The organism is Gordonibacter sp. RACS_AR68, assembly GCF_030418485.1.
In the GTDB taxonomy this organism is placed as follows: Bacteria; Actinomycetota; Coriobacteriia; order Coriobacteriales; family Eggerthellaceae; genus Gordonibacter; species Gordonibacter urolithinfaciens.
Map to the genome: position 1 here is coordinate 208,738 of NZ_JAIPUP010000001.1, position 18,127 is coordinate 226,864.

The window sequence follows — 18,127 nt, forward strand, 5'->3', positions numbered from 1 at the left end:
CCGATACGGACAGAAGATAGTGGACAGAATTCAAGGCTATGGTCGAAAATCGGGCCGCACAAGCGAGACCTCGACGTTGGAGACTTGGCAGCCAAGCAATACGCAAGGTTAGATGCTTGCTTTCTTCGGCCTCGCTCGCGCTGTCCAAACGACCCTTGCCATAGCCTTGCATTTTGTCCATGACTCTTTTGGTTATTTATAGCGCCACTCACTTGGAAAGCGTCGCCGTGCCTTCTACCAGTACGGGGCATAGCGATCCTTCAACCCCGAAAGCGGCACGCGAACCTCGACGAGCGAGATGCCGGGGGTGCCGAGCAGCGCGCGGTAGGCTTCGTCGAACGCCGGCACGGTGTCGGCGCGGCGGTACGGCACGCCGAACGCCTGCGCAGCCGCCCGGAAATCCACGTCCTGCGGGGTGAGGAACAGCCGCTCGAAATACGGGTCCTCCGATTTCTGGGGCAGCATATCGAAGATGCCGCCGCCGTTGTTGTTCAGCAGCACGATGACGATGCTCGGAACCGCGCCGGGCGCGACGTTGTCGAATGCCGCATCGGTCGCATGGCCGGGCGTTACGGCGCTGGCCGCCTCGCTGGACGCCGCGTCGAGCGAGGCGGAGACGCACGCCGCTGCCTCCCGCTGCAAGCGCAGCTCGCGCTGCAGCGCAAGGGCGTTCAGGTCGTGCAGCAGGGTGAGATCGCCCGTGACCAGCGTGGTCTGGGCGAAGTGCTGCGCCGCGCCCAGCGCCGTGGACACCGTGCCGTCAATGCCGTTGAGGCCCCGGTTGCACAGGATGGCGAGGCGCTTGGCACTTTTCAGGTAGAACGTGTCGAGCGCCCGCACGCTCATGGAGTTGGCTGCGAACAGGCACGATCCCTCCGGCGCAAGCTCCACGACCCGCCGGACGAACGCGCCCTCGAAGCCGGCCTCCGCATCGTCCACCGAAGCGATGCGCTTGCGCGCGGCGTCGTTCGCGTCGATCCACGCGCGCGCGAAGGCCCGCTGCGCGTCGTCGGGATCGCAATCGATCGTCTGCACGTCGTACGCGAACCCGAGCGACCCCGCCAGCTCCGATGGCCTGCAGCGCACGAACACGTCGGTGGCCGCGTTGCAGTCGCGCGTCTCCAGCGGGTCGACCACGATCTGCACCGGACGCGCCGCGGCAACCAGCTGCGTCGCCTTCTTCGACACCGGATAGCGCCCGAACCGCACGACCACCTCGGGCGCAAGGCCATCGGGAACCGTACCGCCCGGGCCGAGCACGGAGTCGTAGTTGTCGATGACTAGGGGGTCGTCCGAAGACCGCAGACCGGACAACGGATCCGCGAGCAATGGCAAGCGGAAAGCTCGCGCCCAGCTGAGCACCTTGCCGGCTTCGAGCTCGCCTGTGCAGGTACCCTCGCCCGCGTACACGAGCGCACGTTTTCCCGCGAACAGCACGGCCAGATGCTCGGCGTCGCCGAGCGCGAGCTGTCTCGCAACAGGAACAGATGTTTCACGTGAAACATTCGCGCGCTGCGCCGATTCGAACAGCCCCTCCACGCCGAAATCGGGCTTGAGCGGCTCGTCGAACGGGAAGTTCAAGTGCGCGGGCCCGCCGAAGCACCCCTCGCCCGCCGCGATGACCGCCTCGCGCGCGGCCTGGCGGGCGAACGCGAGCGCCGCATCGTCGCCCGAGGGAAGCGGCATCTGCCGGAACGCCCGCACGTGGTTGCCATAGGCGTTCAGCTGGTCGCATGTCTGCGGCGCGCCGAGGCCCTGCAGCCTCGGCGGCCGGTCGCCCGTGAGCACCACGAGCGGCACGCGCGACGACTCCGCCTCCATGACCGCCGGATAGTAGTTCGCCACCGCCGAGCCCGACGTGCACACGAGCGCCGCCGGACGCCCGCTCGCCTTCGCCAGCCCGAGCGCGAAGAAGGCCGCGCCGCGCTCGTCCACGTCCACGAACAGGCGCATCCGCTCCGGCGCGCGCCGCGACAACTCGAACGCCGTCATGGACAGCGGCGTGGAGCGCGACCCGGGGCTCACCACCACGTCACGCACGCCCCAGCGCGCCAGCTCGTCGAAGAACGCGCCCAGGAACAGCGCCGTCGCCTGCGGGTCGGCCGTCATCGCGCCTCGCCCCCGTCGAATGCCGAGAGCACCGTCTTCAGCTTCATGCCTATCTCGTCGTACTCGTCGTCGGCCACGCTGCCCTCCACGATGCCGCAACCGGCGTACACCCAGCCGATCTCGCCGTCGAACACGCCAGTGCGCAGCGCCACCGAGAACTCGCCGTCGCCGGCGCCGTCCACGTAGCCGCACGCGCCCGCGAAGAAGCCGCGGTTGTACGCCTCCACCTCGCGCAGCAGCATCTTCGCCTCGCCCACCGGCGTGCCGGCCACGGCCGGCGTGGGATGCAGGTCCTCCATCATCGACCACAGGTCCACGCCCTCCAAAAGGCGCGCCCGCGCCGGCGTGCACAGGTGCTGTACGTGCGTGAGCGGCAGGATGCCCGGCTCGGCAGGCACGTCAACGCCGTAGCACGTGCGCCGGAACACCTCGCGGATGAACCGCACCACGTAGTCGTGCTCGGCGCGGTTCTTCGGGTCGTCCATGAGCTCGGCGGCCAGCCGTGCGCGCTCATCCTCGGAGCCGCCGGCCGGGCAGGTGCCCGCCAGGCACATGCTCTCCAGCTCGGCGCCGCGCTTGCGCACCAGCAGCTCGGGCGTGCACCCGCAGAAGAACACGTCAGCGTAGCGGTACAGGAGCACCGTGCCGCGCGCCGGCCCGTCTATCAGGTTCACCAGCAGGTCCTTCGATGAGAACGGCCGCTCGGCCACCAGGCGCTGCCGCCTCGACAGCACCACCTTGTCCACGCGTCCCGTCTCGATGGCCGCCAAACCGGCGCCCACGGCCGCGCGCCATGCCTCGCGTGAGTCGGGCTCCAGCCGGTACGGCACCGTCATGCGACGGCGCGGCGGCGCGGCCAGCGCCTGGCGCGCGAACCGCTCGATGCGCCCCGCGTACACCGGTCCTAACGAGTTCACCTGCAGAAGCGTGCCCCGCTCGTTCTCAATAAACACGATCTCCGGCAGCATGAACTTCAGCCGCGGGAACGCCTCGAACAGCTCGTCGGCAGGGGCCGGGTTCTCCGCATCGAAGCGGTTGAACGAGAAGTACACGGGCGGCTGTTCCACCGGCCCCTCCAGCTCGCTCTCGGCCTCGTCGAGCGTCGGCAGCGCAATGCAGCGCCCGAGCCCCATATAACGGCACGCCCGCTGCTTGTCGTAGTACACGAACTGGTCGGTGAACCCTTTCTGCATCAGGCAGAACGCATCGACGATATCAGCCTCGATCGGCAGGGTATGCGAGTGGATCTTGGTCATGACGCTCCTTACCGCGCCGGCTCGCAGCCGAGCGCCGTCTTCACCATGGTCTTCACTTTGTTCACGAGGTCCTCCGATCGTCCGGGAGCAGCAACGCGCGAGATTGCACAGCCCCATAGTATACCCGTCCGAGCGCCGGGTTCCCGATCGCGGCCGCGAGGGGTTGCCGGCGTGCGCCGGTCAACGATTCCATGAACTTCTCGTTTGCACACGGGTCGCATTCTATACTGAAATGAATTTCCGAGGACGAAGCGTCACGATCTACAACGAAAGGGCCTCCATGAAGAAGTTTCTCCAAGAATTCAAGGATTTCATCAATCAGGGCAACGTGATGGACCTGGCCGTGGCCGTGGTCATCGGCGCGGCGTTCACCGCCATCGTCAACTCGGCCGTGAGCGACCTCATCATGCCGATCGTGGGCGCGTTCACCGGCGGCGTGAACTTCTCGAACTTGAAGCTGTATCTGCCGCTGGGAGCGGGCGATTCCGCCATCGCCTACGGAAGCTTCATCAACGCCGTCATTCAGTTCGTCATCATCGCGTTCGTGGTGTTCCTCATGGTGAAGGCCCTGAACAAGGCCCGCTCGCTGGCGAAGCACGGCAAGCAAGCCGAGGAGGAGAGGGCCCCGCACTGCCCGTACTGTCTCGAAGAGGTAACCAAGGGCGCCACGCGCTGCCCCCACTGCACGGCCGAGCTGCCCGAGCCCGCCGGCCTCACTGCCAAGGCGTAGGACGTCCACCTGTCGAGCGTTGCCGCACCCGCCCTCATACCTGCTCGGGCGGCAGGGGCACGGCATCCTCTTCGGTGGAGAACATCCGCTCGCGTTTCGCCACAAACGCCTTCAAGTCGCTCTCGGAGTGGATGTCGAGCTTGCCGTACAGGTTGTGCAGGTGCGTCTTGATGGTGTTCGAGGTGATGTACAGATCCTCGGCTATCTCCTTGCGCGACTTTCCCTCTATCAGGCTGTACATGATCTCCAATTCGCGCTGCGTCAGCCCGAAGTCCTGCGCGACCACCTCGCAGGTGCGATAGCTGTCCGTGGGCTCGTCGGGATCGCCGGGACGCACGAACCCCCAACCTGTGCGCATGTTCGCATTGTTCGTCAGCAGCAACGCCATCATCAGCACCAAGAAGGCCAGAGCGCAGAAGAACACCACGACTTGCTCGGAGCCCGCCAGCACCTGCAGGGCCACGCTGCCCACCACGATGCCCAGCGCGCGCCCCGTCATGAGCGCCGTGCTGGGACAAGAGGCAACCCAGGTGGCCGGCTGGTCGCAGTTTTTGATGAGATACGATCCCAAACCCCATAGCACCAGGTCGAGGTACAGGAAGCCCGTCACCTGCAGCACGCCTGCCATAACCGACGTCGGCCCCAGCACGCCCACCGCCAGCAAACCCGCCCCCGCAAGCGGAAACCCTATCTGGTAGATGGAACGGTTGAAGTCCATCTGCAGCACCAGCACCGCCAGCAAGGCGAGCGATGCCGCGAAGAAGTACCCAACAGAGTCGAGCATCTGCGAGAGAAAGCCCGAGAAGCTCAAGAAGCCCAGCGGTATGCCCAGCGCCAAACCCTGCGTGACGGACGTGGCCATGAAGCGGTAGGGAATAAGCAGGTCGTTCGTAGACTCGCGGTACAGCACCTTCTGGTCGGGGAACGCCTTGCCCTTCGCACAGTAGAACAGCAGCACGACGAAAGCCGGTAAAACGAAGGCGATAACCCACCGCAGCAGCGGGTCGAGCAGCGCGATGCCCAGCGACAGCACCCCCGTGGCAAGTGCCGAGGCAATGCCGAACGTCAGCGTGGGCGTCATTCCCAGCATGCCGAAGATGCGCCCCAGCTCAATATGGATGCCCATGGTTCCCACGGCCAGCAGCACCATGCCCAGCGCCAGCGTCGCGAAACGAAATGCATCGTCCGCGATGCCCGCATGCGTTTCCATGAAGAGGAAGAACACGCCCAGCACCATGCTGCCCACGAGAAACCAGAGGTACGCATCCTTGTCGAACACCTTGATCTTCTTGAAGCGGAACGCGAAGAGCAGGCATACGCCCGCGCAGATGAACAGAAACGGCACGATGGTGGAGAGCTCGAAACCGGCCACCTGGAACGTGCCGGGAAAGAAGAAGCCGTCCAGGAACAGCAGGACGGCGAACGTCTTATAGGCGGTGAAGCCCACGAAAAGCGTCGGCTGCTCCCGCACGTCGTGGACAACTTTGCGCATGCCGCAAGAGCGGGCGCCCTCAGCCTCCATATGGTTCCCCCCGATACCAATCGACTTCTCGATCAAGCGCACAACCCCACGTCAAACCGGCTGCATAGCCCTCTCTCACGTCCATGGCGAGTATACCTAAACCTGATCTAAAAACATCTAATACTTATGGGGTGAGATGCCTAGGAGGCGTAAACCACCTCTGGCGGAGGATGGCGCCGGTCAAGCCAAAACCTCATTATTTTATCCAGCACGTGCGCCTTGCCCGGCATTTCCGAGGAAGGAATACCGCAAGGAGGTGAAACAGGGGGACGGGCACGAGCGCGACAGACTACTGAAGTTTCGCGAGAAAGCGGAAACCAAGTATCACCCCCTGCTCCCCTTCCGGGTCGCTCCCGGAAGGGGAGCGTCAAAATGAAGGGAGGCGTTGTTCGCCATGACCGCCCGAACACCGGCCCAAGGCTCCGAACGCTACCTGGATTTCACGAACGCCCAAGGACTCTGCTTCCGCATGCAGGTCGAGGACGATCCCTTCGACGCCTGCGCATTCACCGTCCGCGTCACCCCGCTGCAAGGCCACGGGGAGTCCAACGCGAGCCAACCTGCCTTTTCGCAGCACGCGCTGCTCTCCGCCCTCACGTCGCGCGAGCGCGACGTTGCAATGCTCATTGCCGAGGGCTTCACGAACGACCAGATCGCCCTCCGGCTTTGCATCAGCCTCTCCACCGTCAAATCCCACATCCAGAACATCTTCGCCAAAGCCCACGTGCCCAACCGCACGGCGCTCGTCGCCCTACTGCACGACGCGGCACGCTAGCCTCTGCGCAGCGCCGCACCAAGCAGAACACAGAAGGCGCGAAGTCGAGGGATATCGTCAAGAAGCCAGCCACCCCCCCCCCGGAGCGAAGGACCCGAGGAGCGCTCCTCGGCAGCCGAAGCACCTTAGCTAAAGCCTTTTCGCAGAAGGCGCCTCTTCGGACGTCCTCCCCCGCCGCGCCTTAACCGCACAGCGCAAAAGCCCCCCGCCGCGGGGACTGAATGCGGCGAGGGGCTCGAGGAATAAGATGTCGAGCGCGCCTGCCGGTGCGCGCTGCGACCGGGTAGTTAAGCCAGCATCGGCATGATCAGGTACATGACGGCGAACGACCATACGGTGCATACCGTGAAGATAGCAACCTGGATCAGGCAGATGGGATGGTAGGTTCCCTTGAAGCGGAACACCTTCAGCACCCACTCGACCAGCGGCGCGAACACCACGGCGCCGATGAGGATGGTGGGGATGACGATGGCCCAGCTGGGCGGATAGGTGCTCACGACGGCGGACGCGAACACGATGCCCGCGAACGTGAAGGCCATGCCCGTCTTCTTCCACTTGGGGTACCAGATGAGGATGGCCAGAGCGCCCGTGACCACCTGCACCATGATGAGCAGGGGGAAGTTGCCGGAGCCGTATGCGGGATGCAGCGGGTTCATGACCCACGAGATGATGCCGCCCACGTACATGCCGATCGTGGCCCACGAGCTGCCCCAGATGGTCAGCTGGCCGATGTCGCCGAAGATCTGGTGCACGAAGAACTTGCTCTTGTTCTGGTCCGTGGGGTTCGCGCCCTCGGCCGGCGCCGGGATGGTCATCCACGGCATGAGGCGGAAGATGAGCGAGCACACCGGCACCACGATGGCCACGCCGGCGGACACGGCGATGAACAGCGGCAGCCCCAGCGGGGACACGATGCCGTACAGCAGGGCGTAGCACACCGGGCAGGTGACGATAGTGCCCAGGATGAGCGACGTTGCCACCTTCTTCAGGTCGGACCCGTAGAAGATCACGAACACCTGCACGGTGAGCACGGTGGCGAACGTGGGAATCCAGCCGCTGGCGAACAGGCCGCCGTAGAGCAGCTGGCCCAGGATGAGCGACAGGCAGGTCGTCACGAACATGGTGGTGAAGATGTGGCCGTTGCCCGCCACGCCGGTGCCGGCGTGGGCCGACTTCTTGCGCTCGAGCGCGGCGGCCACGAAGCCCATGATGATCATGCCGATGGAGGCCGGGAGCGCCGCGATGAACGAGCCCTCGGTCAGGTCGGCGAAGAACCAGGCCACGCGGTAGAGGGGCGAACCCTCGATGCAGCCGGTCATCATGGTGCCGAAGTCGTAGATGAAGTTGTTGTTCATGAGCAGGGGCTGCACGTAGCTCATGAGCGCGTACAGCGCGATGGCGGCTACGACGGTGATGCAGAACGCCGGCAGGATCTCCTTGCGGGACACGGCCGTCGCGGGTGCTTTCGATGATGCGGGTGCGTCTGCGACGATGGTCGCATCGTCGTCGATGATCGTGTTCTCCACGATGACACCTTCTCTCGTTTCCGATTGGTATTGCCACAAAACCCCTGGCGAGCAGGCAGATGGCCGCCCTTGTCGCCCTTTGCAGCACGTTATGGATTTTTCCGAGGAAGGATTACGTTGCGGCCCATCCTACCCCACGCCCCCGCCGGAAGGGAATCGGCCGAAAGTACGATCATACCCGCGATATCGTCCTTACGGCCGGTGGCAGGAAGGACGAGTTTTACTCTATGCTGTGCAGCGGGGATGATTCATGGTTTCACGATAACGCCGACCGGTGCGGCCGCATTGCCGCATGCAGGCAAAGGCGCTCTTCCGCTTTTCCGCGATAGTATCGAAGGAAAAGGAGAACCTGTTATGAGCACTTGGTATCCCGAGGCAGACCTGGTCATCCAGCATCCGAAGATCTACACCGTCGCCATCACGTGCGACGAGGTGAAGGAAGGCAAGACGGACTTCCCCATCATCGAGGACGGCGGCGTGGCCGCCAAGGACGGCAAGGTCATCGCCGTGGGCACGGCCACCGACGTCCAGCAGTTCATCGGCGAGCACACCGAGGTCATCGACGCCTCCGGCAAGATCCTCACGCCCGGCTTCGTCGAATGCCACATGCACTGCAAGTGGACCGGCGAGCAGATGCTCAACCTCGACTTCAACGGCGTGACCAGCCGCCAGGCCATCCTCGACGCCGTGGCCGAGAAGGCCGCGAACACCCCCGACGGAGAGTGGATCGAGGGCGACGGCTGGAACGAGCTCATCTGGGAAGACAGCCAGGAGGTCATCACGCGCCGCGAGCTCGACGAGGTCGCCCCGAACAACCCGGTGTTCCTGCTGCACATGTCCGTGCACACCATCGCCGCGAACTCTCTCGCGCTCGAGGCGTGCGGCTACACGAAGGACACCCCGCAGCCCGAGGGCGCCGAGATCGGCCACTACGACGACGGCGAGCTCGACGGCCTGCTGTACGAGAACGGCGCGCTCCAGCCCATGCTGAAGGCCAAGCCGGCCCTTACCGACGCCCAGCACCTCGAGAGCCTCGTGCTCATCGGGCAGCGCCTGAACTCCTTCGGCATCACCAGCGCCATCGACGCGAACCTCAACTACAAGCAGATGCACATCTACAACGAGGCCCGCAAGCAGGGCAAGCTCACCTACCGCGGCAACCTCATGTTCTACCTGGACCCGCAGTTCGGCTCCTTCGAGGACAACCTGCGCCGCCTGGAGGAGATGGACTGCGTCACCGGCTTCGGCGACGAGATGCTGAAGCTCAACGGCTGCAAGGTCACGCTCGACGGTATCACGGCCGCGTTCACCGCCGCCATGAGCCGCCGCGAGTACCGCCAGCGCCCCGGCTTCTACGGCGACACCATCTACACGCAGGAGGAGATCGACGCGCTGGTGTGCAAGGCGACCGAGCTCGGCTGGCAGTTCGGCATCCACACCATCGGCGACGCGAGCGAGGACCGCGCGCTGCACGCCTTCCAGGAGGCCAACAAGATCCGCCCGGTGAAGGAGCTGCGCCACTACCTGATCCACTACCAGCTGCCCTACGAGGACCAGTGGCCCATCATGAAGGAGCTGGGCGTGGGCGTGTGCCTGCAGCCCACCCTCGTGTCCCAGATGGGCGAGGAGCCGCTGTTCTGGCCCGAGCAGGTCGAGCGCTTCCAGTCGCCGGGCCTCATGTTCTCAAACGGCATCATCGCCGGCGGCAGCTCGGATTGCCCCGTCGTGACGCCCGACCCTCTGCTGGGCATGTACTACGCCATTACCCGTGTCGACGAGACCACGGGCAAGACGCTCTCCAAGGGCGACGAGTCGAAGGTCACGCCCATCCAGGCCCTCATCATGTGGACGAAGAACGCGGCGTTCTTCAGCCACGACGACGATAAGATGGGCTCGGTGGAGGTGGGCAGCTTCGCCGATATGTGCCTGTTCGACAACGACTTCATCGCCGGCAACGTGGAGGATTACCGAACCACCAAGGTGGCGACGACCATCCTGGGCGGCGAAGTGATGTACGAGCGGTAGACGCCCCTGGCGTCAGCTTGTGGCCGTCATAACAATCGCACAAGAGGCGTCCGCCGCAAGCGAACGATCTACAAGGGGCCCGGCCGCAAGCAGCCGGGCCCCCCTTGACTCCGTCCAGCACTATGAAAGCTTTCTGCAATCGGGAAATAGCAATCCTCTTACTTCTTGGCGTCTCCATCCGATACGCAGCCCGTCGCTTCCCAAACCAATCCCTTGCTTGTTCGGTAGGCAACGCGGATGCAGGCCATGGCCAAAAAGCAGATGACCATCAATCCCAGAAAAGCGGGGACGAAGGTGCCTGCGAAATCATATGCCGCACCGACGACAATGCCCGAAAACGATCCGAACACCCCCACGCCGGTACGTATCCACGCATGGATCTGCGTGTAGTTCTTAGAACCGAATACCTCTCGAATGAGCAGAGGAAGGCTCACCGACATAAGCGAATCCTGCACGCCGAACAAAACAGCGGACACGATGAGGAAAACCGGGTTGTGCAGCAGAACGAACCCTAAAATGCCCAGCACGATGAGCACAAGCTCGATGATGGTGGTTCGCTGCACCCCCAGCTTGTCGTTCAGCCAGCCCATGACCAGTTTGTCGACCACCGATCCGACGGACTGGGCCGATACCACAGCTGCGGCGAATGACGAGGTGAACCCGACAGACTCGACGTAACCGGGAAGATGCTGCTCGATGCCTCCATGAATGAACGACGCAATACCGGCGAATACGAACAAGCACCAAAACGCCAAGGAGACCACGGCTACCTTCACCGCAACACCTCGTACAACTGACGCTTTTCCGACTACCTTATTGGGCACGAGCCCATAGGGGACGGCACCCACGTCGGACGGGTTCCTTCTCAGCAGCAGGGCACAGGGAAAGATCACGCAAAACGAGGCGACACCGACGAACAAATAAGCCTCTCGCCATCCGTCGGCCACTATGATGCCGTGCAGAACCTGCGAGAACACTGCCGCCGATACGCTCGAGCAAGCCATGACAATGCCGTATACCATACCGCGCCGTTTGACGAACCAGTTCCCCACCAGCGTCGCGGAAGGCAGCACGAATATGCACGAACCAGCCGCCCCGACGAGAAACCCTGATGCCTGCCACTGCCATATCGCCGTGTAGGTTGACATGACTCCGACGGAGAACGAGAGCACCACGATGGCCAATGCCATGACAACGCGTATGTCATACCGTGAGAGAAGCTTTCCGGCCAAGGGCGTTACCAACGTCGTTCCGACGAAATAGCCTGTCATGTACGTGGCAATCTCCGATCTAAGAAACCCCATATCCTCGCAGACAGGAACATAGAACAGACTTCCACAGTTCAATATGAGGCCCATGCCAAACGCCTGGAGAAGGCAGCAACACCCCACGATCACGAATGCATACGGTACTCTCCCTAGAAGCTTGCCATCGCGAACTAGCATGCGATCCCCCTTCGGCAGAAGAGGCCGGCGGGCGCCGGCCCCGATCACTCGAATCCAGTACAACCATCTTTTACGTGCCGTTCCCCCAACTAGACGGTTTTCTCGATATCGGATTGCTTACCCGGTTCTTTCAGGCCGGCGATCAACTCGGGATGCTTCGCTTTAGTGATAACGATGATAACGGCCACAAGCACGGCCATAGCTGTCGCAAGCGGCCATGCCACGTTCCAACCGGCAAATTGGCCCGTAGCCGCCACGCCCATGAGACCGGCGAAGAACGCAAGCACGTAGGCGGAGAAGTACTGGCACAGATTCTGCGCCGCAGCCAAAAGCGAGAGCCCCAACGTGGCACCTTCCTTGGGCAGAACCTTCACGATCTGCAGGATGAGGGCGGGGTTGAACATGCCGAACGCGAGCCCGTATACAATGGCGCCTGCGTAGTAGCCCGGCACCGAGACGATGTGCGTGAGAATCCAGAAGCCCACGGCCTCGCCGAGTAGAGCGATAGGCAGGTCGAATCCCCGAAGGCGACCCTTAAGAAACGCACCGTAGCAGATGGCGCCCACCGCGGCGGCAAGCGTCTGCGTGGAGCTGATGATGCCAGCGAAGCCCGTGTCGCCCAAACCCGCCTCCTTGATGCACAAGGAGATGTTGGTGAAGTACGAGAACTGGAAAAAGTTCCACACGCCTGCCAAGAGGATGACGATCCATGCGGCTACCGTGATGGATTTGAGCGCGTTACCACGCTTGCCGTCGGCCGTCGTCCCAGCCGGCTTTACGTCGGGCTCCGGAAGCCAGAGCACAATCATCGCCACGATGGGGATGATGAACAGGTAGCCGATGAAGGAATAGCGCCACGACATGACGGCCAGGAAACCGCCGATCAGCTGGAACACCGAACCCGAGAGACCTCCCACTGCCGTTTTGAAACTCATGAGGCGGTCGCGCTGCCTGCCCTCGAACAAGTCGGCTATGAACGATGACGCCATAGGGAATATCATGCCGCGGCCGAAACCCAGCACCACGCGGCACGCCAATATGCCGTAGAAGCCCTCGATGGTCTCCGGCATGAGACCAGCAACCACCCCACCGACGAGGGTGCATGTCATGGCAATGATAAGCATGGTCTTCTTTTTCATATAGCGCTCGAGGATGCCCACGGCGAACGCGCCTACAATAGCCATAAGCGAGGGCAGCCCTTCGATGTTCTTAAGCATGAGCGAATCGACGCCCGCAGGGGCGTATGCCGCTCCAATGGCCGACATGGCCGGCGTCGAGAACGACTTCGCATACTGCAGCGTGATAACGAGCAGCGCGGCTATCTGGACCGTGATGCCGAGCGCCTTCTTCGCGGTAGCTTTCTGTTCTGCGGTCATTTCATTCTCCTCTCTTCCATGAACGCCACGAGCTCCCCGATGTCGTCCAGCTCTTCAAGATGCGTAACCATCTCAACCACCTGTGCGGCAGCCTCGTGCGGCAGCGTGCGAGAAAACTCGATGTTCCGGTAGAATTTGTCGAGAACCTCCCCTTCGGTCAGGGGGCTGCGGTAGATATCGCCTTTGGGCACGTCGCAGCGTGCGTGATAAGACGTGCCGTCCCGCATGACCACGTCTACCTCCGCCGTCTGGTACTCGTCGGGCGGCAAGGAGGGATCGATGGCGATCTTCGCTATCATGCTTTTCAGCGCGGGATCCTCCATGGCCTCCCGGTTCATGTGCTCGGGGCGCACAGCCTTTTCCACAAGGGCGACTGCCGCCGTGTAGATGATGCTGAAAGCTCCGCTCACCTGGGGCTCTTCGCCTACCTCGAACGGCTGCCCCACGAACCCTTGAGCTGTGCGGGGCGTGGTATGAATGGTTACGCTCTCCACTTGCGTTGGATCGAATTCGTGCGCTTCGACGATCTTCATGCAGGCATCGATCGAGGGGTGCGTGGCGCGGCAGGCCGACCACGGCTTGATGACCACATCGCCGTAGAAAACGCGCCCCAAGTCCTTGCACAGCAGCTCCGGCTGCTGCTTCTCGCCGCAGAACAGGAAGAAATACCCTTTCTTGCCCCCGATGGCGTCGTGGGTGGCCGTCATGCCACGGGCGGCAAAGTCGGCCGAGAAGATGGCGTTGCGGGCAGCAAGCGCCATGGGGAGCTTGAACGCGAGCGTCTTGTAGTTGATGTTGTCCATCGACCCGCCCAGCATGTTCAGGCTCAGGCCGAGCGCGTTGTTGAGCTCCTGCTCGTTGAGGCCGCCCAACTTGCCGGCGACAACAGTAGCGCCCAACCCGTTGATGGTGTTGGTGTTATCCCAGCCTCCATACACATCGAAGCCAGATGCCGCTCCCAGACGCGCGGCAACGTCATCGCCCACCACCAAAGCCGTGAGGAACTCCCTGCCGCTCGCATGTACGCGCTCTGCGGCGGCGAAGGCGGTGGGCACCGTCGTACCGCTGATGTGAGCGGCACTGCTCTTGCGATTCTCGTTCTCGGCCTCGATGGCCTCGAAATCGTAGGATCTCATGGCGAAGCTGTTCACCATGGCAGCTTGCGGAGCGCCCATAAGCTCGCCGCGAAAAAACGCCGTGCTTTGAGGCGCTGTTCCATAGCTTTTGAGCAGGTTGAACAAATCGTCGCAACGAGGCGCGTGCACCCCGGCAGCTATGACGCCCACCGCGTCGAGCACACGGGTCTTGACTCGCCCGACGGTGAAATCGTCGAGTATCGCGTAGTCTGCGGCCGCGACGTGCGCGCAAACTTCGTCGGTCATGTTCATGGAACCCCCTTTTCAATGGTTTCCGGGCGACTTCGCGCATGGTTCCCCTCTCGGTCTAAGCCGCCCGGCCCCCTTACTCCTTGGTGGTCGAAAGCGTCCAACGGGTCTTGCCGTCCATTTTCTTGACCAGGTCCTCCGCCTCACCGTAGTACAGACACCATGCCTGGCAATGCTGCACGCACATGGGCATCTTGCCCTCCTTCGTACGGTCGGCGCACAGATTGCATGCCTGCGTCAGGACGGGCATATACGTCCATTCCCATACGCCCTTCAGCCCCTGGTCCCTGCTGTACTGGAACGGCCCCACCTCGCACACCTTAATGCCGAACTCGCCTTTCGGCAGGCCACGCTCCTTTTTGCAGGCCACCTCGCATGAGTGGCAGCCCGTGCAGTAGTCGTAGTTGACGAGAATCGCCTTAGTCACGGTCGTTCGCCTCCTTTTCTTGGGTCGTTTGGGCGGTCAGGCATCCTGCAAGCCGTCGGCGTGCTCTTTCGCGTAGATGAGCGCGTTCCGGCCCTGCATGTCGGCGTCCTCTACCTTCATCTCCTTGGCGCGCCGAGCGGCCTCGATCTGGGCGAGCAAGGCGCTGTTGCCTTCGGCAGCCTGCCTCTCTGCCGATTCTTTGTCACCCGCCATAACGCCGGGCAGGTAGTCGCCCCAGCCGCCCTCGCGGGTGACCTTCTCGCCGGGCATCTGGTCTCCCTCGACGTAGGGGTAGATCTTTGCCAAGAAGCTCTTGATACCGGAACCGATGCCGCCTTGCCCCGTTTCGAAGTTGAGCGCCATGTTATTGATGTTTGAGTCGAACGTGCCGTACAGGCTGGGCTCTGCGGCTTCTTGCTCGGGGAACCACCAAGCGTGCTCCATATGAATGGTGTCCTTCTTGATGCCGGGGAAGAGGAACGCCTTCTGGCGGCATCGGCCATGGGTGGTCTCGATCCACACCCAGTCGCCATCCTCGATGCCGTATTCAGCCGCAGCCTCGGGATGAATGGTCACAAGCGGCCAAGGATGGAACTCGCGCATGGTTTCCAGTTGACGGTGCTCGGAATGGAAGAACTCGTAGGACCTTCCACCCGACGTGGCGATGAACGGGTACTCTGCCAGCTTCTCGGACGTGGATACTGGGCTATCCTTCGGCTCGATGTGGTAGGGCATCGGATCGACTCCCCAATGGTTGTACCCCCAGCTCCAGAACTCGAAACGACCCGTTGCCGTGTCGAAGCCCGGCTGGCCGTCGGGGCGACACATGCCCTTCTGGTACTTGTAGTACTCGGCATCCCACGGGTCATACTTGTAGCCGCCGCGCTCCTGCAGCTCCTCGAAATCACCCTCGTAACGCGTGCCGCCCTCGGCGTACTGGTCGGTGAGGTACCACGTGGCCAACTCCTTGTCGTCTTTCCAGGGCCAGTTCTCGGGCTTCAGTCGGCGACCCAGGTCGAGGATGATCTGCTCATCGGACTTTGCTTCGTAGTAGCTCGCGCACTTGGAGATGGACCGGGCGGGCGTCCACCAGGTGCGCACGGAGTTGCGCTCGCAGCTCATGGCAACCGGCAGCACGATATCGGCATGAGCCACGGCAGTCGGCGTCATATAGGGGTCGGCCACCACGCAGTAGGGGATCTTGTTCATGGCCTCGTACATGCGCGGTGCGTCCATGCCCGAGCAGGATAGCGGGTTGGCACTTTGCAGCCAGATAATCTGGGGCATGAAGGGCTCGCCTGTCTCCACAGCGTGCAGTAGGGCATCTGAGGACGCACAGGCCACGATATCGGATGACTCGATGCCCGCCGACAAAGTAAGCTTGCCTGCATAGTTTTCGCGCGGGATTTTGAAATCACCCAAACCGTAGCGCTTCTCGATATCGAATGCGCACTTGATGAGCAGGTTCCCTCCGGGATTGTCGATGTTGCCGGTAACACCCATGAGATCGCACGCCGCCGCGGTGACGCCCAATGCGGACAGTTGCTGCTCGAACGCGAGGCCCCACTGGATGGACGCGCTTTCCGCCGTAGCGTACAAGCGGGCTGCTCCGCGTATGTCGTCCGCCGGTACACCGCATATCTCGGCGGCCCAATCGGCATCCTTACCCTGCACCGATTCGACGAGCTGCTGGTAGCCGTAACACCAGCTGTCGATGAACTTATGGTCGACCATATCCTCGTTGATGACGGTGTTCAGCATCGCTATGCCCAGCGCGCCGTCGGTTCCGGGGCGCACCTGCAACCAGTACGCGGCTTTGGCTCCGAGCCAGGTTAGGCGCGGGTCGATGGAGATGATCTGGGTACCCATCTGCATGCATTCGACGATCCAGTGGCCAAGGAAGCCGTCGGCATTGGCCTTAAGAGGCTCGTTACCCCAAACCATGATCACATCGGGGCGGCGGAAGGATGGGTCGGCATAGCGCATCTCATGCGTTTCGGACACGTCGGCGATGGTCATTTCTCCCATTTTCGCCGATGCGCCGATCATACGCGGAAGGTAACAGGCAAAGCCAGTGAACCCGAAGTTGCAGACGTTGGGCGTCTCGAGGGCAGTGGATGCGAACAGCGGCAGCTGCCAGCCGATGTTGCGTCCCGTGCCATGCACGAACAGGATGGTGTGGGAGCCGAAGTCTCGCTTGACGGTGTTCACGCGCTCCACGATCTCATCGTAGGCCTCGTCCCACGTGATGCGCTCCCATCTGTTCTCGCCGCGCTTGCCGGCCCGACGCAAAGGGTACTTCAACCGGTCGGGATGGTTTACGGCCTCCACCATGTCGAGGCAGCGCATGCAAAGCTTGCCGTTGTTGAAGGGCGACAGCGGGTCGCCCTCGATGCGGGCAAGCCTGCCCTCTTGGTCGACGTAGAGCAGCACGCCGCACCCGTTATGGCAGCCAGGGGGCGACCAATGATTGGTGCGGGTGACGGTGTACTCGCCCTCCCGCCACCGCCATTCCCCCTCGTGGTAGGCCTCGCGGTCGACCGAATCGAGGAACTCTTGGTAATCCATTCCTCCTCCTTTTCTTGGCGATTCATCGATCTGGGTTTTCGGCAGCCGGCCAACGCTCAAACCTCGGGCGGGCAGAGCGTTGGCCGGAAGCTTACAGAAACGGGACTGTTGCCTACGCGCAACGCTCATGGGTGCGGAACACGGGGCGCTGATGGAGACGCAGGCGGAGCCGGGGCCCCGGGCGGAACGGACACACCGGGGGCACCGGGCATGCCGGGCATGGCCGGCACCTTGGGGAGCGCCGCTCCGCATTGCGGGCAATGCTCGAGATTGAGCGCGCATTCGCATCCGCACTGCGGACACTTGTTGGACATTTCGACCGCCGCAGGCCTAAAACACATACGATCCTCCTTTAACTAACCACTTTTGGCTTAGGTCAATTTGGTTTAGTTTGTGACATCAAAATAATATTATTTAGTATTAGTAATCAAGGTGTCTATTTATACTATTTTTTGGATAAATAAACTGGTGTGTTTATATTTAACAGATGTTTTACCTGCATATTAGGCTTTTTTCGAACTAAGTGTTCCTTTAAAATCCTGTAACATATTCTTAAAATAGAATAGTACATAGTCTTTTTAGTACTATTCATTTAACCCCTTTCGTATTATTTTATTGAAAGGCGATGGCAAAGAATTAATACTATTTCGGTTTAGTCATCGCACGTCGAGAGCATTGAGAGAAAGAGGTTCGCCATGTGCTTCAGACCAGCCGAGACCGAACTGCCCCCCGCCACCTGCCCGTCTTGCGGCAAGCGCATCAACCGCGTAGCGGGGCAGCTGCCCAAGAAATGCCCCTTCTGCAAGTCGCCGACCGAAGGCGCCGAGGACGACGCGCCCGCACCGGCTTCCCCGGCAGTCGTACCCGCACCAACGGCTCATGGGATGCCCAACGCCCCCTCTGCCCCGAAGGCGCCGGGAGCGCCCATCAGCAAGTAGGCCCGTGGCTCCGGCACTTTCCGGCATTTAGAGGTCGCCTTTCTC

General features: G+C 62.2%; 13 protein-coding genes. 4 read left to right on the forward strand and 9 right to left on the reverse strand.

Translation table 11 applies throughout. The annotated features are described in order from the left end of the window. Positions 1-234: 234 nt before the first annotated feature. Together menD and K9U15_RS00870 are read right to left on the reverse strand one after the other, a co-directional pair. Complete coding sequence (menD, locus tag K9U15_RS00865) at positions 235-2,109, reverse strand: 2-succinyl-5-enolpyruvyl-6-hydroxy-3-cyclohexene-1-carboxylic-acid synthase (protein WP_301155437.1); 1,875 nt, start codon at positions 2,107-2,109, stop codon at positions 235-237. Then, complete coding sequence (locus K9U15_RS00870; RefSeq protein WP_301155438.1) at positions 2,106-3,365, reverse strand: isochorismate synthase MenF; 1,260 nt, start codon at positions 3,363-3,365, stop codon at positions 2,106-2,108. The genes menD and K9U15_RS00870 overlap by 4 nt, the downstream gene beginning before the upstream one ends. A 280-nt stretch (positions 3,366-3,645) precedes the next feature. Here K9U15_RS00870 and mscL point away from each other — a divergent pair, with 280 nt between their 5' ends. Next, complete coding sequence (gene mscL, locus K9U15_RS00875; RefSeq protein ID WP_096227604.1) at positions 3,646-4,095, forward strand: large conductance mechanosensitive channel protein MscL; 450 nt, start codon at positions 3,646-3,648, stop codon at positions 4,093-4,095. A gap of 34 nt (positions 4,096-4,129) precedes the next feature. Here mscL and K9U15_RS00880 read toward each other — a convergent pair whose 3' ends face one another. Then, positions 4,130-5,617, reverse strand: a complete 1,488-nt coding sequence (locus tag K9U15_RS00880) for a helix-turn-helix transcriptional regulator (RefSeq protein WP_301155439.1) — start codon at positions 5,615-5,617, stop codon at positions 4,130-4,132. Between the two features lie 394 nt (positions 5,618-6,011). On the opposite strand from K9U15_RS00880, the gene K9U15_RS00885 reads away from it, so the two are divergent. Further along, positions 6,012-6,392 carry a response regulator transcription factor gene (locus K9U15_RS00885; RefSeq protein ID WP_227115342.1) on the forward strand — a complete coding sequence of 127 codons (381 nt, stop codon included), beginning with the start codon at positions 6,012-6,014 and terminating at the stop codon, positions 6,390-6,392. 287 nt (positions 6,393-6,679) lie between these two features. Here the strand turns inward: K9U15_RS00885 and K9U15_RS00890 are convergent, their stop codons facing one another. Continuing rightward, positions 6,680-7,918 carry a hypothetical protein gene (locus K9U15_RS00890; protein WP_301155440.1) on the reverse strand — a complete coding sequence of 413 codons (1,239 nt, stop codon included), beginning with the start codon at positions 7,916-7,918 and terminating at the stop codon, positions 6,680-6,682. A 354-nt stretch (positions 7,919-8,272) separates the two neighbouring features. On the opposite strand from K9U15_RS00890, the gene K9U15_RS00895 reads away from it, so the two are divergent. Next, the gene (locus K9U15_RS00895) at positions 8,273-9,943 is read left to right on the forward strand and encodes an amidohydrolase (RefSeq protein ID WP_301155441.1); all 1,671 of its coding nucleotides are present in this window, start codon (positions 8,273-8,275) and stop codon (positions 9,941-9,943) included. Positions 9,944-10,101: 158 nt separating this feature from the next. On the opposite strand, the gene K9U15_RS00900 is transcribed toward K9U15_RS00895, so the two are convergent. The 5 genes from K9U15_RS00900 to K9U15_RS00920 form a co-directional block, all read right to left on the reverse strand. Further along, positions 10,102-11,301 (reverse strand): MFS transporter, encoded by a 1,200-nt coding sequence (locus tag K9U15_RS00900; RefSeq protein WP_367316857.1) that lies wholly within the window; start codon positions 11,299-11,301, stop codon positions 10,102-10,104. A gap of 176 nt (positions 11,302-11,477) precedes the next feature. Then, positions 11,478-12,764 (reverse strand): MFS transporter, encoded by a 1,287-nt coding sequence (locus tag K9U15_RS00905; protein WP_015540110.1) that lies wholly within the window; start codon positions 12,762-12,764, stop codon positions 11,478-11,480. Next, positions 12,761-14,146: an MmgE/PrpD family protein gene (locus tag K9U15_RS00910; RefSeq protein WP_167536668.1), complete on the reverse strand. Its 1,386-nt coding sequence runs from the start codon at positions 14,144-14,146 to the stop codon at positions 12,761-12,763. The genes K9U15_RS00905 and K9U15_RS00910 overlap by 4 nt, the downstream gene beginning before the upstream one ends. A 79-nt stretch (positions 14,147-14,225) precedes the next feature. Then, positions 14,226-14,576 carry a hypothetical protein gene (locus K9U15_RS00915; RefSeq protein WP_041239613.1) on the reverse strand — a complete coding sequence of 117 codons (351 nt, stop codon included), beginning with the start codon at positions 14,574-14,576 and terminating at the stop codon, positions 14,226-14,228. Positions 14,577-14,612: 36 nt separating this feature from the next. After that, a complete protein-coding gene (locus tag K9U15_RS00920; RefSeq protein WP_015540112.1) occupies positions 14,613-17,144 on the reverse strand; it encodes a molybdopterin-dependent oxidoreductase in 2,532 nt (843 codons plus the stop codon). A 695-nt stretch (positions 17,145-17,839) separates the two neighbouring features. Between K9U15_RS00920 and K9U15_RS00925 the strand changes: the two genes are divergently transcribed. Further along, complete coding sequence (locus tag K9U15_RS00925; RefSeq protein ID WP_083809137.1) at positions 17,840-18,082, forward strand: hypothetical protein; 243 nt, start codon at positions 17,840-17,842, stop codon at positions 18,080-18,082. Positions 18,083-18,127: the final 45 nt, after the last annotated feature.